The sequence below is a fragment of the Macrococcus sp. CoH-51_TC_04 genome (genome assembly GCF_058188655.1).
The window spans coordinates 373,928-387,879 of record NZ_JBVGOY010000001.1; the positions used below are offsets into that span (position 1 = coordinate 373,928).

Consider the following 13,952-nt stretch of genomic DNA (forward strand, 5'->3'; position numbering starts at 1 on the left):
ATTTCACCTACAATTCAATATCAGCACTGATAAATCGATGCATATCACCCTCTGCTGATTTTACGTTCAATGTGCCATCATTATTCAAGGACTCGGCTTGACCAATAATTACACGACTTCCTTCAGTATACTTTAATGTTCGGTCAAATATTAAGGCATATGATTCATATTCATCTTTGATTTCACTAAATGTTCCTGTTAAGAACAAATAATAATATTTCTCAACATTCAGTATTAGTCTTTCAAGGAATTCATATCTATCAATATTATCACCTGTTTCAATATGTAAACTAGTAGCAGTTGATTCAAGTTCATTCGGGAAATCAGTGCGCTGGGTATTTAAATTAACACCAATACCACAAATAATTTGAGTGATATTATCCTGGCTCCCTTTAATTTCTGTTAAGAATCCACTTAATTTCTTTTCATTCAGATAAATATCATTGGGCCATTTTATTTTAACATCTGGATGATAGTATCCAACTGTTTTAGCGAGCGCAAGTGCGATAAATAGATTAAATGTTGTTAGTTTCTGCAAACTGATGTCAGGCTGTAATACGATACTCATCCATAACCCTGTATTGGGCTGCGATGACCAATGACGTTTAAAACGACCTCTACCCTTCGTCTGCTTCTCACTAATCACTATAAAAGGCTGTGATTCTGACAAAGCAATCTTTTCTGCTTCATCCTGAGTAGACTTAAGTTCTTCAAAAATATATCCTTTATTAAATAATGAAGACCTTTCTAATATGCTACTGAGAAGATGACTGTCCCACTGTTTTGGAAAAGCAACAAGCAGATAACCTTTATTACTGATAGATTCAACCTTATATCCTCTGTCCTTTAGTTGGTCAATCGCTTTCCATACAGCAGTTCGTGATATATTTAATTGTTCAGCAATCTTTTGTCCTGACACAGAAGTATTCGACTCGAGCAACATTTTAACGATATCATTTTCATATTTCGACATTACAATCAATCCATTCCAGCAAAGTATTTTTTGTATTCTGCACCTCGTTGTGTAAAACCGCATTCTCGGTGATGCTCAGGATATCTTTTATCCACGGACCACCTTTTCTTTTATAATATTCCATTAGTATTGTACCATTGATTGCAAGAGTCTCTCTCGAATGAATGGGTAGCCCGTCGTATATTTCAGAAAGTGACTTCTCATCATAAGACTTATAGTTAATATGAAGATTTTCAATATTAACCGTCCTTGCAAGACTCAGTGTACGTTTCAAGAAATCTAATCCAAAATGATAAAGTAGATATTCGATTGTTCTATCACCTTCTACCAAATGATGCAGTAGCGTTATTGTCTGTTTAATATTTTTCTTTTCAGCATTTGACAACTTCAGTTGCGGAAGTGTCTGTGAAAGTGTCTGATCATGAAGAAATATGTAACTTGAGATGTATTCATAAAGTAGTACCGGCTGGGTAACGATATAAGGCTTCATGTCTTTAAAAAACGGAATATAGCGATTAATTCCAAGTTCAAAAAATAACTTTAATGATCTTGTTACATTTACCCCTGATAAAAGTTTACATAACTCTATTATTATTCTTTCAATTGATACAGACTCAAGATATTGTGCGCTTTCCTTCATATTTTCTAACGTTTCTTGCTCAATTTTAAAATCTAATACGCTCATAAATCTTAAAGCACGTATAATCCGCAATGCATCTTCTTCAAATCTTAATGCAGGATTACCAACCGCTTGAATTAATTGGTCTTCGATATGTTTTGTTCCGTCAAAATAATCATAAAGTTGATATTTGTCTGCTGCAATCGCATTGACAGTAAAATCTCTTCGTTCCAGGTCTATTTTCAATGACGTTACAAAGTTTACGGAGTCTGGCCTTCGGTGATCCTTATATTCGCCATCCTCTCTGAACGTTGTCACCTCAAATGGGAAGTCGTCAACAAGTACTATAACTGTTCCATGTTCAATCCCGACAGGAATTGTGCGTTCGAAGATACGGATCATCTGCTCTGGAAGACAGTCAGTGGTAATATCGATATCATTGACTGGGATACCCATTAATAGATTTCTAATAGCACCGCCAACGATATAGCCTTTGTATCCATATGATTCTAAAGTTTCGATGATACCGAATGCGCACTTAAATCGATGCTGCTCATGTGGCTGTAATGCCTTTATCATATTCTTGATCTGCATCCTCACTGTTCTCTTGCACCTTCAATTAAATTACTATAGATTGCTTCGTATTGATCTGTAATATGTTCAGATGAAAATCGTGAGTTAATATCTTCTATCATGTTTTTCTGGAATCTTTTATAAAGTATATCATCTGTTAACAGAGCAAGTGCATATTCTCCGGCAGCCTCCGTATCTCCAACATCCACAATATAACCTGTTTCTCCATGTCTGATAACCTCTTTAATACCTCCCGCTGTTGTTCCGATACATACGACACCGGAATGCATCGCCTCTAACAATACGAGACCGAAACTTTCTTTTTCACTCATCAATAAGAATAAATCTGCCATCTGATATAATGGTGCTACTTGTTCCTGCTTTCCAAGAAATAACACCTTGTCACCTATACCCAGCTGCTCAGCACAAAGTCGCATATTTGACAGCTCTGGCCCATCACCAATCAATAATAACTTAGAAGCAGTCTTTTCAGACACTTGCTTAAATGTTTTCAAGATGTCTTGTATGCGTTTAACTTTACGGAAATTCGATACGTGTATAACTACCTTTTCTTCTTCGGTAATACCATAGCAGGCCCTCAATTTAGGATTGGATGTATTATTAAAATCTTCTTCGTTAATAAAGTTGTAGACCGTCTGAATCTCTTTATTGGGTGCAACAATTTCATAGGTCTCTTCTGTTAACGAATTACTGACACTTGTAACAACATCGCTATCTTCTATTCCAAACTTAATTGCTTCCTTAAGCGTTGAATCATAGCCTAATACTGTGATATCCGTTCCGTGTAAAGTCGTTACTATCTTTACATCTTTTCTCGCAATTTGTCGGGCAAGAATACCACAAATTGCATGGGGAACAGCGTAATGCATATGAAGGACATCAAGATCATACAGATTAATAACTTCCGCTATTTTTGTAGCAAGTGTAATATCATAAGGTGGATATTGAAAGACGGAATATTGATTGACATCCACCTGGTGAACAGTAATATTAGGCATCTGAAAATGAATTCTAAATGGTGTATTAGACGTAATAAAATGCACATCATGTCCACGTTTTGCCATTTTTATTCCTAGTTCAGTAGCAATGATACCTGAACCTCCCATTGTCGGATAACATGTAATTCCAATTTTCATAGTAAAACCTCCAGTTATTTTCTTTCGAATCTATTAAAATCTCTTGTATTAAATTTCTCCATTGTTCTATCGAAATAATGGGTTAGATCAATATCCATTGAATTTGCAAGAGAGATGAGTACAAACAAGTTATCAGCGAGCTCCATCCCTATTTGTTTTTCTTGTTCACTTAACTTTTTTTGTTTTGGCCCATATACATGATTGATTTCACGCGCAAGCTCGCCTACCTCTTCAGTAAGTCGAACCATATTTTCCATCGGTGTAAAGTAACCTGTCTTAAACTGGCTAATATATTTATCAACTTCTTGCTGCATTTCTTCTAATGTTTTCATTCGTTTCCTCCAAGATAACAGAATATTATGTATAATATAATTTGAAGGGAGATTAAATATGAAAATACATCTTAATATAATCAACATCTTCTTCATATTAATAGGTGCATTTATTTTTAGTTTTGGCATTGTAAATTTCAATATGACAAACGAACTGACTGAAGGTGGATTTACCGGCATTGCGTTAATATTATATCATTTATTTGGTACAAGCCCTGCTCTCATGAACTTAATTTTTAATATTCCACTATTTTTTGTTGGGTATAAGCTTCTAGGAAGGTTGTCTTTTATCTATACGCTTACAGGCACGCTAAGTGTATCGTTATTCTTATGGATTTGTGAACGCTATCCGATGCATATCGACCTAAAAGATGATCTACTACTCGCAAGTTTATTTGGTGGCGTTTTTATAGGCGTGGGTCTTGGTATAATATTTAGATTTGGAGGTACTACTGGAGGCGTGGATATACTGGCACGTTTGATGAAGAAATACTTCGATATCGCTATGGGAAGAACGATGTTTGCATTTGACTGTCTTGTTCTAATTGCAACTTATATTACAATCGGTGATTACATCATAACAATGTATACGTTAGTATGCGTTTTTGTTGGAGCACGCGTGATTGATATCATTCAGGATTCTGGATACTCTGCTCGTGGCGCAATGATCATCTCAGAACGACATAAAGAAATATCAGACGAAATCAATTCATTACTTGACCGCGGAGTGACGATTATCTCTGCTCATGGTCACTACTCCCAGACTGAAAGACCCATCATCTATTGTGTCGTACCAAGAAATGAAATTACACGTTTAAAACAAATCATACACTCAATTGACCCGCATGCATTTGTATCATTACTTGATGTACATGATGTATTAGGTGAAGGGTTTACATTAGATGAATTTAAAAAACCCATTGAAAGATAATGGATGATAAAAGAGAGGTCAGAACAAATTTGTTCTGACCTCTACTAATGATTAATCACTATTTCTTGCCATCATGAAGAATCTTAAGAATTCTGCTACTGCTACTGCTGTTGCTGCTACATATGTCATAGCGGCTGCTGATAGTACACGTTTCGCATGCTTATATTCTTCAGCATTCACAATGCCTAATTTCTCTATTTGATTCATCGCGCGGTTACTTGCATCAAATTCAACAGGCAGTGTAACAATTGAGAATAATACAGCAAAGGACATTAAGATGACACCAGCCCAGATTGCCATAGAACCAATTCCTCCGCCTTGCTGAGAAATGCCAGTTAATACTGCTCCGACCATAATTAACAAGTAACTGAATGTTGTTCCTAAATTTGCTAGAGGCAACAAAGCGCTACGTAACTTCAGCATACTATATCCAGTCGCATGCTGAATCGCATGACCAACTTCATGCGCAGCGATTGCAGTACCAGCAACACTTGGCTGTCTGAAGTTAGAGGGACTAAGTACGACAAGCTTCTTTGATGGATCGTAATGATCTGATAGAAAGCCTTCGCCTTCTACTACTCTCACATCTGTAATACCATTCGCTGCAAGTATTTCCTCTGCTACTTGCTGTCCTGATTTACCACTTGTAGATTTCACCCTGCTGTACTTATTATAAGTTGATTTTACTTTATACTGGAAATACATCGGCACCAGCATAATAATAATAAAATAAAGAATATAGCTCATCAAAACACTCCTTAATAGATTTAATTTAATTCTAATTTATTGGTCAAAATTAATCAAATAATTTATCTCTATTCAAGATAAATAATAAAGCAAAACTAAACACTGATAACCAGAATGAAAAATAACCGATATGCTGGATATAGTCAGAAAGCATACTGTAAACCGGATACTGCATATAAACATAGTCTATGACATCATTATGAAATACCCATATTGATGCAATTCCGATTGATAATAAGCTGACTCTGAACAAAGGAACAAATAATAACGCCTGTATTGCCATAACTGCATGTGAGATTACAAGCATCATTCCCATCGCCGTGACATCATCTAGCGTAATAAAGACGAGGATATTCATAACGACAGCCCAGACACCATATTTTATCAGCGTAACGAACGCAAGGACTTCAATTATCGGAAGATGCTTATTCATTAATATTGCCGTCAGTGCAATCACTAAAAATAATGATGCAGTCGGACTATCTGGAACAAACGGTATAAAATACCATTTCGTCTGCTGAAGTTGACCTAAATACCAGTAGTATCCATACACCGTACCGACAATATTACAAAATATAATCAATGTGAGAAACTTTTTATTTTGTATCCAGTAATAATATTGTGACAAGTGATCACCTCATAAAAAAAGAATCATCTAGAATAAGATGATTCTCTAAAATATTATTTTTTCAATGGCTTTCCGTTCTCGTCAGTTTCTTCTAAACCTTCGATGAACTTTCCAACTTCTTTAATTTGTTCTTCTGTCAGCGTATCTTTAAATGAAGGCATTGCGCCACTACCATTTTTAACAAACGCTTCTACACCAGCTGCAGGTAGATTCGCTTTAACCAAGTTTGGACCAGCGCCACCTGTCAATTCTCCACCGTGACATGAAGTACAGTTAGATTTAATGATCTTTTCGTATGTCGGGTCTTTCTTATCTAAATTTGTGAATACGATTTTACCTTGTGCAGCTTGTTTCTTCCAATCATGGTAATGTGAAGATTCCCAAGTCGTATAGAAGATGATGGCTACCGCTAATAACATAAATCCTGAAGCTAATGGACGCTTATTCCATTTACGCTCTGGTCCACGATCTAACCAAGGTGCTAACATTAATGCACCGAATGCAATCCCTGGCATAACAATCGCACCAAATGTATTAAATGGTCCTGAAGCATACGTATACTTTAAGATTTGGTATAAGAATAAGAAGTACCAGTCAGGTAAAGGTGTATAACCTGTATCTGATGGATCCGCGATACGTTCTAATGGAGATGGATGCGCTACTGTTAAACATAAATATGCAACTAAGAATACCGCACCTGTCATCCATTCTTTTAATAAGAAATCTGGCCAGAAGCTTTCTGTTTTACCAGGAAATTCTGAATAATCTCGATTTAACTTTGGTTTTTCATAAGATTTAATACGTGAATCACCAACAAATTTCATCCCTTTTCCGCGATGCATCTGTATAACCTCCTTTTAGAATATTCGTGTTTATAGTGGCCCCGAAATACCTTGTTTTCTAATCATAATAAAGTGAGCTGCTAACAACGCGAATAAACATGCAGGTAAGAAGAATACATGAATCGCGAAGAATCGCGTTAATGTCTGTGCTCCAACAATATGTGGGTCACCAGCTAATAAAGTTTTTACCCATGGACCGATAAACGGTACGGATTCAGCGATTTGTAAACCTACTTTTGTCGCAAATAATGCTTTCATATCCCATGGTAATAAATAACCAGTAAACGATAATCCTAACATTACGAAGAAAATTAATACTCCGACTAACCAGTTTAATTCACGTGGTTGTTTATATGATCCCGTGAAGAATACGCGTAGTGTATGTAAGAACATCATTACTACTACTAGACTCGCACCCCAGTGATGCATACCACGTACGATAACACCTGCTGCTACATCATGCTGTAAATAATAAACTGATTTCCAGGCGTTAACAATATCTGGTACATAATACATCGTTAAGAACATACCTGATAAAACTTGTATTACAGTAATAAAGAATGTTAATCCACCAAAACAGTATACGAATGCAGAAAAGTGATAAGCAGGGTTAACATGCTCAGGCACCTCATGATCTGCGATATCGCGCCAAATTGGTGTAATATCGAGTCTGTCATCGACCCAATCATAGATTTTATCGATCATTTTGTCCCCTCCTATTTCACTAATTCATTTTCGTGTTTTTTACCGATTGTTAACATTCCGCCTTTTTCTCCAACTTTATATTGGTCTAAAGGCCCAAGCGGTGGTGTACCAGGAACGTTCTTACCATTCTTCTCATAACGACCATTATGACATGGACAGAAGAATTGGTTCGGATTACCTTTATCACCATTCCAAGATACTGTACAACCTAAGTGTTTACATACAGGAGATAAAGCAATAATTTCATCGCCTTCTTTATATACCCATGCAAATTCTGTTACTTCACTCGTGTACCATGCATCTTTTTGTTCGAATTTAAAGTCAACCTTTGTCGGTTCTTCTTTAATTTCTGAAACTTTAACGCTAGTAGTGATCATATCTCCAGCTGCACCACTTTTAAATACTGGATCTAGTGCAAAACGACCTAAAGGCATAACCATACCAGCAGCCATAAATGATCCAACTCCCATTAAGGAATAGTTTAAAAATTGGCGTCGTGTGACACGTTGGCTCATTTAATTTTCCCCCCTCTAATGCGATTCTTTTTATAAAATATACTAGGACATATCAATTTTAGCCTATAAATATAGCTTGGTCAATAAGATGTCACAATTTAAGTACTAAAATTGTCATTATTTATTCCAAAGTGTAATAATAAATTTCATCAACGATTTGACATTATCCTGAATAAATTCCTGTTTCATTTCATTATCCATAGATTCTAATGGAATGATACTCACTTTATGGACATTATCAGCATCAATTTGTAATGTTTGTGGACATACGACAACGATATTCTTGAATCCATATTCTTTAAGTTGTGTATCTATAAGACCAATCGGATCATAGTCACCTAAAATTTGCACTGGAGGCAATACAAGGAGACGTCCTTTAAACTGTTGTTCAGCACCTAAAGTTACATATTGAATCATTTCATATTGATCTGCTATATCTAAAAGTCGAGAAGTATAGTTGGCTGGTATTGCCGGGATGATTGCAGTATCAATATATTCTATCTGATCGTTCAGCAACATAAGATCATTATGATTAAAAAGCATTCCTATTCTCCTATCATCTGTAATAAATGCGTAAGTTGATTAAATTTATCCTTATCTTTATTCACTAAAGTTTCTTCAATCAAGGGCTCTATGTAACGTTTAACTTCTTTCTTTATAATTTCATTATGCTGGATATAGTGAAGCTTGTTCTTAATTTCTTTGTATTCAAAGTTATTTAATGATATTACTACATAGCTCAGCAGTTCTTTTATCTCAATTTCAACATATTTGTTATCATGAAGTATGACATCCAGATAAATATCATGATTTAATGAAGATAAATAATGAAAAATGACAAAAGCATCGGTAATAATTCCATGAGCAAGTACGAGATGACATTTAAAGTCTGGATAAATAATCAGACGATTAATAAATGCATCAGCTCTCATAATATGAATATAGGAGAGTATATCATCTCGATCTTTTAATAAGTTTAATATCCACACCGTGTTCTTGTTGTCAATATTATGATTGAGTAGCAGATATCTTATATAGTTTCTGCGGTCATCGACAATATTAGTATGCGTCATCAAACTCCGGTTCCAGACCAATAATTATTTCGTAGAGCTGTTCGCTGCGAGATCGATCTGCTATTTCTCGGGTGTAATAATAATAATCTTTCAGGAAAGAGACATTTTCATTCAGACTATTATAAGCTTCTTTATAGAAATGCTTTGCTTCTTTATCTTTTTCCAGCTGTTGATAGCTATATGCTAAATGCCATAAAATCTCTGGATCAATATCATCTTCGTCAATAACAGTGAATAACTGGACCATCTCTTCATACAGTTCTTCTTTGCGATAGTAGTCTGCTAATACTAATCCTGCTTCAGTATACGATGGATCGATTGTTAGAGCCTGGATTAGATAGTCTGCTCCTTCTTCATTATGCATCTTAATCATAATACGTCCAGTATCCACAAGCAGCTCTTTATAAAATTCATTTAATCGTATCCCTTGCTGACCTACCAAGATTGCATCTTCATATTTGCGTTCACTTTCTAACAGCTCAACTAATAACAGATATGCCTGCATAAAATCAGGATCTTTATCCAGTAAAGACTGCAGCGTCGATATTGCTCTATCCATCAGCCCGGATTTTTGATAGCTAATCGCTTTTTTGAAGAAATCATCGCTCGTATAATCTTTCTCGTCTATTTTCTCATAGTAAACTACCGCCTGATCATAATCACCCGTCTGTAATAAACTATCTGCAATCCTTAAATTCAAATTAACATTATTAATTTCATCGATACCACTATTTAATAGTGTTTCGTAGTTTCTTACAGCTGGTAGATACTGCCCGTCAAAGTAATAGAGTTCTGCTAATGCAAAGCTAAGCACTGGATCTTCACTAGATAGTTCATAAGCTTCCTTCACCTTCTCAATTGCGACTTCTGGCATATCCTGCTGTTGAAAGATATCCGCTTCAAGCATCAATCTTTCTATTGTTTTAGGAAGCCCATGTAATATCATTAGTGCTTGATCCATATCATTCGTATCGATTAAACTTTCGATATAAAAGCTTAGTACCTCAGGCTCATCGGGGTATAGTTCAAACAGCCGTTCAAACACAAGTTTACCTTCTTGTACAATACCAAACTGCATGAGGGTTGTACCCAGTTCAAAAAGTGCATCATGATCATCTGTAAATAAAGCCCTTTTAACATTATCGTTCAGGCCTTCTAGATGCTGCAGATGAATCTGATCGATTAATTGATTAATATCCATTACAAATCTCCTTTTAACTGCTTAATATGTCCTATGAAGTTCGGATATGAAATATTTACCGCTTCAAATTGATTGATTTCGATTTCTACCTTTTCAAGTAATGCTGCAACTGCAAGCATCATTCCGATACGATGATCGCCATAAGAATCAAAGATATTACGTGCACGCACATCCTTTACTTTACCGTAAACGATCATACCATCCGTTGTTGGTTCTAACTTATAACCTAATGCGTTCAGTTCAGAAACAACCGTATCAATTCGATTGGTCTCTTTCACCTTCAGTTCCTCTGCATCTCTTATCTCACTCCTGCCCTGTGCATGTGCTAAGAGTAATGCAATCACTGGTATCTCATCAATAAGCTTCGGAATTAATGAACCTTCAATCGTAATTCCTGTCAGATTATGCGTATATGAAACGATGATATCACTTACAGGTTCTGTCTGTTGTGCTTTGTCAATAACTTGAATATTACCGCCCATCATCTTGACAACTTCTAGAATACCACTTCTCGTTACGTTCGTTCCAACATCATGCAGAGTAATCATGCTGCCAGGGATAATCAATGCAGCAACAATAAAGAAGGCAGCCGAAGATATGTCTCCAGGAATATGTATATCATTCATCTTAATGTCATGTATACCATTTGGTTTTAACAGGATTGTTCTATCATTAACCTCAATATCAATATTACTGTTTTTAAACATTAATTCCGTATGATTTCGAGAGATGTCTTGTTCAGTGATGTGCACTTCATCATCTGCATATAGACCGGCTAGTAATATCGCACTTTTTACTTGAGCACTTTTCACAGGCATCATGTAGTCTATTCCCTGTACTTTAGAAATATCTCCATCATTGATGATAATCGGTGTAAACTGATTATTCCTTCCCTTAATATTTACCCCCATCTGTCTTAAGGGTTCGATCACGCGCCCCATCGGACGTTGCGCAATGGATGCATCTCCGTCCAATATCGTTTTAAACGGAAGACCCGCAAGTAAGCCGCATAATAATCGTGTCGTAGTCCCTGAATTTCCAGTATAAAGGATTTCATCAGGCTCACGAAACTGCTCATAGCCTGGTGAATCAACGATAACGTTATCCTCTTCTATTGAAATCTGAACGCCTAGCTTCCTGAAAATATTAATCGTTGAAATACAGTCATCTCCCAGTAATGGCTTTGAAATAACCGTCTTTCCTTTACTTAAACTCGCAAGCATAATTGCACGATGCGTTATCGATTTATCACCAGGAACAGAAATTTCTCCTGTTAATGGTCCATTATATTTTAATTTCACAACAGTTCACCTTCTAGCTTTCTTAACCTCTCAAATGCCATCCTTAAACGTTTAACATCTACTTGTTCTACTTTATATCCATTATTTTCACAGTACAATACAAAACTAATATCATTCGCTACATTCTTCTTATCCTGTCTCATAAGCTCGTAATATATATCAAAGTTATCATAGGCTAATTTCTTTAACCCGAGATGGTGCATCCAGCGCATGAGTGATAGGATGTCAGTTTCAGTCACATCACTTAAAAGTAATGCATAGATCATGCCATGCATTACTGCAATGCCATGAGGTAACTTATGATGAAATTCAATCGCATGCCCCAAAGTATGTCCGAAGTTCAAAAACTTTCTAACACCTGATTCAAATTCATCATCATGCACAACTTTCATCTTTGTCTGAATACCAAACGTTATCCACTTATCAATCGCATGCAGCTCACTCAAACAAGTTCCATCTTGAACGTCATGCATTATTTCTAATAAAGTATCACTTTTACCAATACGACCATTAGCATTGAGTAATACGTGTTTAATAATTTCAGCAAAGCCACTTAACTTTTCGCTTTGTGATAACGTATCTAGAAAATCCAGATCATAGATCACCATATCAGGTCGTTTAAATGCACCGATTAAATTCTTACCTGCGCTTGCATTGATCCCAGTTTTACCACCGATCGAGGCGTCATGAGCAAGTATTGTTGTGGGCACCTGAATAAAATGAATGCCACGTAGGACAGTTGCTGCAACAAATCCTGTAAAATCACCTGTCGCACCTCCTCCAATTGCAAAGAGACAACTGTGTCTTGTTACATGCATCGATAATAGCGTTTCTACCACCTTGCTATAATGATGTATTGTTTTCACTTGCTCGCCACTTGGAATCAACAACTTTAAGATAGAATGCTTGCTCAAGAACAAATCAATTTTCTGTTGATGCAGCTGATGAACGGATTCATCAATCAGTGCGATACGTTTATCATAATGTTTAAAGTCAAGATTTAAATTGAATGCTTCGTGTTCTACAACAATATCATAATTATTGTCTATATAGTTTGTCGTTAACTTCATATCTGCTCCTTAATAATCAAGGATTGCCTGTCTATGTCGTGCAATACTCTCTTTCAACTGCTCTAAATCATTGCTCTGGAATTCATTTAATATCTCTTTTGCCAGTTCAAACGCAACCGCATGTTCACAGACAATGGATGCTGCAGGTACAGCACAGCTATCACTGCGTTCGATTGAAGCCTGATATACTTCTTTCGTATCGATATCAACAGATTGAAGCGGTTTATACAACGTCGGTATAGGTTTCATTACAGCGTTCACTATAATCGGCATCCCATTCGTCATGCCACCTTCAAATCCCCCAAGATTGTTAGTCATTCTAGAGTAGCCGCTACCCTCTTTATAGCTGATTGGATCTTGTACTTTAGATCCAGGTAGATGCTTCATATCATATCCTGCACCGAAACCCACAGCTTTAAATGCATTGATACTGATGACAGATTGTGCAATTTTACCATCCAGCTTGCGATCATATTGCACATAACTGCCAAGACCGACTGGCACGCCGTCAGCAATAACCTGTACTTCTCCACCGATGGAGTCCCCATTCGACTTTGCTTCGTCAATTTTATCACGCATCGTCTGTGCCACTGTTTCATCAATGCATCGAACATCATTTATGTCATTTTTCTTCTTAATTTCATCCAGAGTATATTCACCATTATCTCGTGCGCCACCAATCTCTATGACGCGTGAATAGATACTTATCCCTAAAGATTCAAGCAGCACTTTACACACTGCACCGACAGCAACACGTGCAGCAGTCTCACGAGCACTGGATCGTTCCAGAACATTACGTAAATCTCTATGACGATATTTCATACCACCAACTAAATCCGCATGACCCGGTCGCGGCTTTGTAATCTTACGTTTATCCGGCGTCATTTCTTCACTTTCTTCTACACCCATAATCTTAAGCCAATGTTTATGATCATCGTTAATCACTTCGATTGTGATCGGACTGCCGAGTGTAATGCCATGGCGTACACCTGATGTAATTATGACTGTATCCTTTTCAATCTGCATACGACGGCCACGCCCATAACCACCTTGACGTTTGAACATCTCTTTATTAATCATGTCACTTGATAACTTCATGTTCGATGGAATACCTTCAATAATCACAGTTAGTTTCGGACCATGTGATTCTCCGGCTGTTAGAAATCTCATATTAAAACCTCACAATATATAATAAGTATTATTATAACGCACTTACAATGATATTTATAATCAAAAAGAAAAAGGTCAAGACAAATATGTCTTAACCTAAGTATTTAATCGTTTT

16 protein-coding genes are annotated in these 13,952 nt (G+C 36.4%); 1 reads left to right on the forward strand and 15 read right to left on the reverse strand.

Going from position 1 to position 13,952, the window contains the following annotated elements; genetic code table 11:
• Nucleotides 1–7 precede the first annotated feature (7 nt).
• Genes ACZ2V4_RS01895 through ACZ2V4_RS01910 form a run of 4 tightly spaced genes read right to left on the reverse strand, consistent with a single transcriptional unit; the run spans nt 8 to nt 3,654 of the window.
• A complete protein-coding gene (locus ACZ2V4_RS01895) occupies nt 8–973 on the reverse strand; it encodes a biotin--[acetyl-CoA-carboxylase] ligase (RefSeq protein WP_420496020.1) in 966 nt (321 codons plus the stop codon).
• Nucleotides 960–2,186: a CCA tRNA nucleotidyltransferase gene (locus tag ACZ2V4_RS01900; protein WP_490514456.1), complete on the reverse strand. Its 1,227-nt coding sequence runs from the start codon at nt 2,184–2,186 to the stop codon at nt 960–962. Before ACZ2V4_RS01900 ends, ACZ2V4_RS01895 begins: the two co-directional genes overlap by 14 nt.
• A gap of 2 nt (nt 2,187–2,188) precedes the next feature.
• Nucleotides 2,189–3,322, reverse strand: coding sequence for an N-acetyl-alpha-D-glucosaminyl L-malate synthase BshA (bshA, locus tag ACZ2V4_RS01905; RefSeq protein ID WP_283722123.1), 1,134 nt, complete (start codon nt 3,320–3,322; stop codon nt 2,189–2,191).
• A 14-nt stretch (nt 3,323–3,336) separates the two neighbouring features.
• Nucleotides 3,337–3,654 (reverse strand): nucleotide pyrophosphohydrolase, encoded by a 318-nt coding sequence (locus ACZ2V4_RS01910; protein WP_420496022.1) that lies wholly within the window; start codon nt 3,652–3,654, stop codon nt 3,337–3,339.
• Nucleotides 3,655–3,712: 58 nt separating this feature from the next.
• Between ACZ2V4_RS01910 and ACZ2V4_RS01915 the strand changes: the two genes are divergently transcribed.
• A complete protein-coding gene (locus ACZ2V4_RS01915; RefSeq protein WP_420496023.1) occupies nt 3,713–4,585 on the forward strand; it encodes a YitT family protein in 873 nt (290 codons plus the stop codon).
• Nucleotides 4,586–4,636: 51 nt separating this feature from the next.
• On the opposite strand, the gene ACZ2V4_RS01920 is transcribed toward ACZ2V4_RS01915, so the two are convergent.
• From ACZ2V4_RS01920 to aroC, 11 genes are all read right to left on the reverse strand, one after another.
• A complete protein-coding gene (locus ACZ2V4_RS01920; protein WP_219491764.1) occupies nt 4,637–5,332 on the reverse strand; it encodes a zinc metallopeptidase in 696 nt (231 codons plus the stop codon).
• A gap of 49 nt (nt 5,333–5,381) precedes the next feature.
• Nucleotides 5,382–5,960, reverse strand: a complete 579-nt coding sequence (locus ACZ2V4_RS01925; protein ID WP_219491766.1) for a DUF1405 domain-containing protein — start codon at nt 5,958–5,960, stop codon at nt 5,382–5,384.
• 53 nt (nt 5,961–6,013) lie between these two features.
• The gene (locus tag ACZ2V4_RS01930) at nt 6,014–6,802 is read right to left on the reverse strand and encodes a menaquinol-cytochrome c reductase cytochrome b/c subunit (protein ID WP_219491769.1); all 789 of its coding nucleotides are present in this window, start codon (nt 6,800–6,802) and stop codon (nt 6,014–6,016) included.
• A 30-nt stretch (nt 6,803–6,832) separates the two neighbouring features.
• Entirely contained in the window at nt 6,833–7,507 is a 675-nt protein-coding gene (gene qcrB / locus ACZ2V4_RS01935) for a menaquinol-cytochrome c reductase cytochrome b subunit (RefSeq protein WP_012657017.1), read from the reverse strand.
• An 11-nt stretch (nt 7,508–7,518) separates the two neighbouring features.
• A complete protein-coding gene (locus ACZ2V4_RS01940) occupies nt 7,519–8,022 on the reverse strand; it encodes a QcrA and Rieske domain-containing protein (protein ID WP_012657018.1) in 504 nt (167 codons plus the stop codon).
• A 117-nt stretch (nt 8,023–8,139) separates the two neighbouring features.
• Nucleotides 8,140–8,565, reverse strand: a complete 426-nt coding sequence (locus ACZ2V4_RS01945) for a DUF2487 family protein (protein ID WP_219491771.1) — start codon at nt 8,563–8,565, stop codon at nt 8,140–8,142.
• A gap of 2 nt (nt 8,566–8,567) precedes the next feature.
• Nucleotides 8,568–9,095, reverse strand: coding sequence for a YpiB family protein (locus ACZ2V4_RS01950; RefSeq protein ID WP_219491774.1), 528 nt, complete (start codon nt 9,093–9,095; stop codon nt 8,568–8,570).
• Nucleotides 9,082–10,296, reverse strand: a complete 1,215-nt coding sequence (locus tag ACZ2V4_RS01955) for a tetratricopeptide repeat protein (RefSeq protein ID WP_219491778.1) — start codon at nt 10,294–10,296, stop codon at nt 9,082–9,084. The genes ACZ2V4_RS01950 and ACZ2V4_RS01955 overlap by 14 nt, the downstream gene beginning before the upstream one ends.
• Nucleotides 10,296–11,597: a 3-phosphoshikimate 1-carboxyvinyltransferase gene (gene aroA / locus ACZ2V4_RS01960; protein ID WP_420493750.1), complete on the reverse strand. Its 1,302-nt coding sequence runs from the start codon at nt 11,595–11,597 to the stop codon at nt 10,296–10,298. The genes ACZ2V4_RS01955 and aroA overlap by 1 nt, the downstream gene beginning before the upstream one ends.
• Nucleotides 11,594–12,667: a 3-dehydroquinate synthase gene (locus ACZ2V4_RS01965; RefSeq protein WP_420496024.1), complete on the reverse strand. Its 1,074-nt coding sequence runs from the start codon at nt 12,665–12,667 to the stop codon at nt 11,594–11,596. Before ACZ2V4_RS01965 ends, aroA begins: the two co-directional genes overlap by 4 nt.
• Nucleotides 12,668–12,676: 9 nt before the next feature.
• The gene (gene aroC, locus ACZ2V4_RS01970; protein WP_219491786.1) at nt 12,677–13,837 is read right to left on the reverse strand and encodes a chorismate synthase; all 1,161 of its coding nucleotides are present in this window, start codon (nt 13,835–13,837) and stop codon (nt 12,677–12,679) included.
• Between the last annotated feature and the right edge of the window lie 115 nt (nt 13,838–13,952).